Here is a 5039-nt window from a genome sequence, read left to right as displayed (position 1 = left end):
CGAAATCGTCCCGCAACGTATCACCGACCTGCCGGCTCGGTGCGCTCTCCGGAAGCACCCGGTCGTCAGGCGTACCGAAACCGACCTGCAGCAACGGCACGGCCGCGACGAGCAGCAAGACGACCACGGAACCGCCGGTCAGCACCGGCCGGCGCATGACCCAGCTCGCGAGCCGGCCCCAGAACGGCGCCTCGCTGCCTCGCGTGACGGACCGCGCCCAAGGCAACCGCAGGGCGTTCACCCGATGGCCGAGCACCGCGAGCAACGCTGGAAGCACGATGATGGCTCCGGCGACGGCGATGACGACCACACCGATACCCGCGTAGGCAAAGGAGCGCAGGAAGTACAGCGGGAACAGCAGCAGGACCGCAAGCGCCGCGGTCACGGCGAGTCCGCTGAAGATGATGGTCCGCCCCGCCGTGGAGACTGTGCGCACAACGGCGTCCCGGACATTGTGACCGTGCCCGAGCTCCTCGCGATAACGGCTCACCATCAACAGCGCGTAATCGATACCCAGTGCGAGTCCGAGCGCGGTGGTCAGGTTGATCGCGAAGACCGACACGTCGGTGACATCGCCGAGGATGGAGAGCTCACCGAACGTTCCCATGATCGCGATGGCACCGACCACCAGCGGCAGCGCCGCGGCAGCGACCGTACCGAAGGCCAGGACCAGGCAGAACAGGATCAGCGGCACCGCGATCATCTCCGCGGTGAGCAGGTCTCCAGCCACCTGTTCGGGCAGATCCTCGGCCAGCGCGGCGGGTCCGCCGACCGTCACCTCGAGCGGTCCGGCCGCACCGGAGTACTCGTCGATGTAGGTCGCCGCCTCACCGTCGCCGAGTCCGGCGACGATCATGGCCTGCGTTCCGTCGCCGGATCTCATCGACTCGGCGCCCGTCTCCCAGTAAGAGGTGACCCAGGCCAGGTCATCCTCCGCGGCGAGCCGTTCGGTCAGCTCCGCGCCCGCGGCCGCCGCGTCCGGTCCGTCGACCGTGCCGTCGCCGGCATCGGCCAGGAAGACCAGGTCGGCAGCACCACCGAACTGCTCGTCGATGACGTCTTCAGCGAGCGACGAGTCGGCTGCGGGATCGTTGAACCCCTCGCTCTGCAGCTTGCCGAAAGCACCGATGCCGAGGATGACCGCTCCGACAAGAAGCACGCCGCCGAGGACGAGAACGAGGCGAGCGCGACGGACCAGGCCGGAGGCGAGGCTGGTGAGCATGGCTTTTCCTCACGTAGGCGGTTGCGAGGTCGGGATGGATGACGAGAGCCGGCAATGAGAACCCATTGCCGCGAAGCGATAGGACCATGTGATCGGCTGTAAACTTTACAAGTGTCAACATTGCACATAATGTGGGCGCATGTCAACATCGGATGGAGCGAGCGGCGACGCGGTCCCGCGTCGCCCCTACCACCACGGTGACCTGCGCAATGCGCTGATCGACGCGGGTGTCGAACTGGCCGCCCAAGGTGGCCCGGCAGCCGTCGGCGTCAGGCCCGCAGCCCGGATCGTGGGCGTCACACCGACGGCCGCGTACCGGCATTTCAGTGCTGGCGAGGAACTCCTGCAGGCGGTCCGCGACCACGCGTTCGACCATCTCGCCGGCGCCATGCGGGACAACATCGCCCGCATCCCGGCCGCCGGTGACCCGGCCACGCAGGCCATACATCGGCTGCACGCGATCGCCCGGGCGTACATCGAAGTGGCACCGTCCAATCCAGGGCTCTTCCAAGCCGCTACCAGCCACGCCGGCCTCCCACCGGTGGCCACCGCCGATGCGACGCCGACCGCGTTCGGGATGCTGGTACAGACCCTGGACGATCTCGTGGACATCGGCGTGCTCCCGGCCGACCGCCGCCCGCTGGCCGAGATCGTCGCCTGGTCGGCGGTCCACGGGTTCGCCCGCCTGATCGCCGACGGGCCGCTCGGCCAGCTGCCGAGCAGCGCCCGCAACGCTGCCTCAGAACGGGTCATCGAGATGGTCAGCAACACCTACGGCCGCCCCAGGGCCGACCCGTGACCGCCGGACCGGGCCGTGCGCAGCTGGGCTGCGACCGCACGGCGCCCTGTACGAGACCACCTCTCGCCGCGGCACGCTGATACGACGACGATCGCATACCCAGGAGTCTCACCATGTTCGAACTCAGCACCGAAGCCAGCCGTCTGATCGGAATTCTGCTGCTGGCACTCGTCACCGTCGAGTCCGGAGGCTGGTACCTCACCCGGCTCATCCGTGGCAAGCTGCCCGCGACCGACTTCCAGCGAGCGTTCGCCCGGGCCGGCCACGGCCATGCCGGCATGTTCCTCACACTCGGAATCGTCGCCGCCGTACTCACCGACGCCACCGACCTGGACGGTGCCGCCGCCTGGGTCGCGCGCAGCGGCGTGGCAGTCGCCGCGATCCTGATGCCGGCAGGCTTCTTCTTCTCCTCTCTCGGCGCCGGGCGCACCCGGCCGAACGCGCTCATCGTCCTGGTGTGGATCGGAGCCGCGGTCCTGGCCGCGGGCCTGGTCACACTCGGTGTCGGCCTGTTGACCGTCTGAGCTCGCAGCCCCGTCACCAGCGGGGGGCGAACACACCCCAATAGGCAAGGTTGAGCAGGAGCAGCACGACGACGCCGAGCCGTCCGCCCAGCACCAGCCACTGCGCACGGTCGAGCCTTCCGCCGCCCGCGAACGCACGCAACGCGAGGACGGCGGCGAGGATGACCGCCGCCAGGGCGGTGGCGCGGACCAGGCCCCAACCGACCTGATAGACGGCGGCTGCACCGTTGCGGGTGTATCCCAGTCCGATCAGGACGGCGATGTATCCCCAGAGCGCCCCGAACGCGACGACGGCAGAGCGGGTACTCCAGCGCGCGGCTCGGTCGTTCGGATGCCAGCCCGCTCCGGCCGACGCTCGGAGCCGTCGCCGGGCCGCCACCGGTATCACCACCGCGCCCACGACGGTCAGCACGACCGTGACCGCAAGCGCGTGTACGCCGCCGTACCAGGGAGCACGCGGAACCACCGTGGATGCGTATCGCTGCACCGGCAACGGTCCGGCCACGGCTGCCGACGCCTCCGCGCTCCCGGGGAGGCCGGAGATCCAGTCGGTCATCGTCCGGACGTAGCCCGGCGCCAATCCACCGTCCTGTCGCAGGCCGTGGTCGGCGTCTCCGAAGAACCTGACCGCATAGCCGGAATTGCGCCCTTCCTGGAGACCGTCGACGATGATCCGAGAGCTCTCGGCCGGCGGCACGAGGTAGTCGTTGTTGCCATAGATGACGAGCGCCGGCTGCTGAACCTCGCTCCACACGCCCGACGGCGGGTCGAGATGGAGCGTGAACAGGTATCCGCCTCCGAGCACATGCACGGCCAGGCTCCGTGCGCCGGCGGGAGCACCCTCGGCAGCGAGGCCCTCATAGACCGACCATGCCGTATTCCGCAGCGGACCGCTCACGGCCCCACCGACGGTGACGACGAAGCCCACGTCGTCGCTGCGGGAAGCGGCCAACGGCACCACGCGCCCGCCTTCGCTGAGCCCCCACAGCCCGGCGCGGTCCGGGTCGACGTCCGGCCGCTGGCGCATCATCCGCACGACCGCAGTCGCGTCTTCGGCCAGCTGGTCGAAGTCGCGGTTCCAGAAATACGAGTAGTCGTCGCGTTTGTCGTAGGCGACCGCGACGATTCCCGCGCGCGCGAACCGCTCCGCGAGATCGAAATGACTGCTGCCGTTTCCCACTCCTGCGCCGTGAACGAATGCGACCGCCGGATATCGGCCGGCAGCGTCCGGCGAGAAGACGCTCGCCGCAAGTTCGTCGCCTTCGACCTCGACCGTTACCTCTTCTCTGCGGACCTCATACTCATCCGTAGGTTCCTGCCCGGCCGCCGGCTCGATCTCCGGCGCCGCGTCCGTCAGCGGCGGAAGGTCATACGGCCGAGGCTCCCACCTCGGCTTCGGGGCGAGCACCTCGCCGAGGACTCCCAGCAGAGCGACGCCGGCCATCGAGGCCGACGCCACGGCCAGGGCATATTTCCATCGCGCCATGTCCTAGCCGGCATCTCGCGTGCTGGAGACCGGCGCCTCTGCCCGCGATGTCGTCCGCGCCGGACCCTGGCCGGCACGTCGGGCGACGCGGCGGAAGAGCGCCTGCTTCCACAGGAAAGTTCCGGTCAGAACCGCGAGTGGAATACCGACGAACATAAGAAAAGGCCGCAATGGATCGGAAACGTGTTCCGGCGCATAAACATAAGTACCTAACGTGGCCGCAACAATGAAGTGAATTGTACGTGAAGCATTGCGTTGAGCACGCGGCGTGATACCCATTTGAAACTCCACTACACAGGATGTAAGTACGACTAACATAATAGATTCGGAACGCCCACCGCAAGCTGCCGGATCAATGGTGGATTTCAGGTCATGAACGCGGTGACAGGCCGGCGAAAGCAGCCCGCAGAGTAGCTGCGACGTCCTGCGGGGTGTCCGATCGGAAGGTCCCCATGTCCCCGATCTTCAGCGTCGCCACGCCGTGCGCCAGCCCCCACGTGACGCGCATCGCCGTCTCGACGTCCACGCCGACCCGGCCGGACTCCACGGCGCGTTCCAAGGCGCCCCGCAACACGCCGAGCGCACCGCGCCCCGCCTCGGACGTGGACACGCGCTCGTCGAGCGAGAACATCAGCTGGAAGACCTTCGGGTCCGCCTCGGCGAACTCGATGTACGCCAGCCCGAGTGCGACGAGGCCGTCCACCGGATCGTCGGTGTCCCGCGGGACGGCTTCCAGTGCGGCACGCAGCTGCTCGAACCCCCATTGGGCGACCTCCGCCAGCAGCGCCTCACGGTCCTCGAAATGCCGATAGGGCGCCGCGACGCTGACCCCGACTCGCCTGGCCGCTTCCGCCAGGTTGAAGTCGTACGGCCCCTTCTCCCGGACGAGGCCGATCGCTGCCTGGACCAGAGCCGCCCGGAGGTTGCCATGGTGGTACCCGGCCCGAGCCTGGACCCGTCGGCCACCTCCCGTGCGCGGCGATAGTTGAGACGTCATCAACGTTCAGT

General features: G+C 68.3%; 6 protein-coding genes. 2 read left to right on the top strand and 4 right to left on the bottom strand.

All coding sequences use genetic code 11. From position 1 onward, the window contains the following. The coding region (locus tag ELR45_RS37775) for an MMPL family transporter (RefSeq protein ID WP_205856544.1) at positions 1 to 1222 on the bottom strand (1222 nt) is incomplete at its 3' end. 139 nt (positions 1223 to 1361) lie between these two features. On the opposite strand from ELR45_RS37775, the gene ELR45_RS13465 reads away from it, so the two are divergent. Beyond that, on the top strand, positions 1362 to 2021 hold the full coding sequence (locus tag ELR45_RS13465; protein WP_129666800.1) for a TetR/AcrR family transcriptional regulator: 660 nt from the start codon (positions 1362 to 1364) through the stop codon (positions 2019 to 2021). A 113-nt stretch (positions 2022 to 2134) separates the two neighbouring features. Continuing rightward, positions 2135 to 2545: a hypothetical protein gene (locus ELR45_RS13460; protein WP_129666797.1), complete on the top strand. Its 411-nt coding sequence runs from the start codon at positions 2135 to 2137 to the stop codon at positions 2543 to 2545. A gap of 13 nt (positions 2546 to 2558) precedes the next feature. On the opposite strand, the gene ELR45_RS13455 is transcribed toward ELR45_RS13460, so the two are convergent. The 3 genes from ELR45_RS13455 to ELR45_RS35125 all read right to left on the bottom strand — a co-directional run bounded on the left by ELR45_RS13455 (position 2559) and on the right by ELR45_RS35125 (position 5028). Further along, entirely contained in the window at positions 2559 to 4031 is a 1473-nt protein-coding gene (locus tag ELR45_RS13455; protein WP_129666795.1) for an alpha/beta hydrolase family protein, read from the bottom strand. A 3-nt stretch (positions 4032 to 4034) separates the two neighbouring features. Next, complete coding sequence (locus tag ELR45_RS13450; protein ID WP_129666792.1) at positions 4035 to 4310, bottom strand: hypothetical protein; 276 nt, start codon at positions 4308 to 4310, stop codon at positions 4035 to 4037. A 91-nt stretch (positions 4311 to 4401) separates the two neighbouring features. Continuing rightward, positions 4402 to 5028 carry a TetR/AcrR family transcriptional regulator gene (locus ELR45_RS35125; RefSeq protein WP_165367749.1) on the bottom strand — a complete coding sequence of 209 codons (627 nt, stop codon included), beginning with the start codon at positions 5026 to 5028 and terminating at the stop codon, positions 4402 to 4404. Positions 5029 to 5039: the final 11 nt, after the last annotated feature.

Source organism: Phytoactinopolyspora endophytica (genome assembly GCF_004138495.1).
Lineage (GTDB): Bacteria > Actinomycetota > Actinomycetes > Jiangellales > Jiangellaceae > Phytoactinopolyspora > Phytoactinopolyspora endophytica.
Note: the sequence above shows the minus strand (reverse complement) of the source record. Positions and strands in the feature narration are given on the sequence as shown.

Excerpts from the sequence above, each read along its gene's own strand:
- ELR45_RS13465 (WP_129666800.1), top strand. The coding sequence starts at position 1,362 with ATGTCAACATCGGATGGAGCGAGCGGCGACGCGGTCCCGCGTCGCCCC.
- ELR45_RS13460 (WP_129666797.1), top strand. The coding sequence starts at position 2,135 with ATGTTCGAACTCAGCACCGAAGCCAGCCGTCTGATCGGAATTCTGCTG.
- ELR45_RS13455 (WP_129666795.1), bottom strand. The coding sequence starts at position 4,031 with ATGGCGCGATGGAAATATGCCCTGGCCGTGGCGTCGGCCTCGATGGCC.
- ELR45_RS13450 (WP_129666792.1), bottom strand. The coding sequence starts at position 4,310 with ATGGGTATCACGCCGCGTGCTCAACGCAATGCTTCACGTACAATTCAC.
- ELR45_RS35125 (WP_165367749.1), bottom strand. The coding sequence starts at position 5,028 with ATGACGTCTCAACTATCGCCGCGCACGGGAGGTGGCCGACGGGTCCAG.